General features: G+C 63.9%; 1 pseudogene. It reads right to left on the reverse strand.

The annotated features are described in order from the left end of the window. Window positions 1-140 precede the first annotated feature (140 nt). Window positions 141-388 (reverse strand): annotated as a pseudogene (locus ABD323_RS43440) (hypothetical protein); the annotation flags it as partial.

A 388-nucleotide genomic window follows, 5' to 3' on the forward strand; every position in this document is an offset into this window, starting at 1 on the left:
CACTGATCATCCGTCAGATCCGACGGATACCCACCCCTGTCAGCACTCACTCAACGCTCAACGACCCCACAAGCCGCGGGACACGGCAGATCTCAAACGCGGTCTCAGACCGTCCAGCCGGCTGCCACGCTGCCGGGGCGTCATGAACCTGAGCCGTCAGCCATCCGTTCCATCCACTCGCGCACGGTCACCGCGTGCTCGATGCGGTTGACGATGGCCTTCTTGGACGCCGTGTCCAGAGTCTCCGGGATCTTGTCGAAGGTGTTGGGAAGGACGTCGAGCAGACCCCAGATCTGTTCGCCAGTGTTGACGGTCAGCAGTTGCTGGCACCTCCACTGCAGCGGCACGTCGGGACGGTGCCCGAGCCGCTGCACGAGCGTGGGCAACA

It is taken from the genome of Kitasatospora nipponensis, from assembly GCF_039528135.1.
Lineage (GTDB): Bacteria > Actinomycetota > Actinomycetes > Streptomycetales > Streptomycetaceae > Kitasatospora > Kitasatospora nipponensis.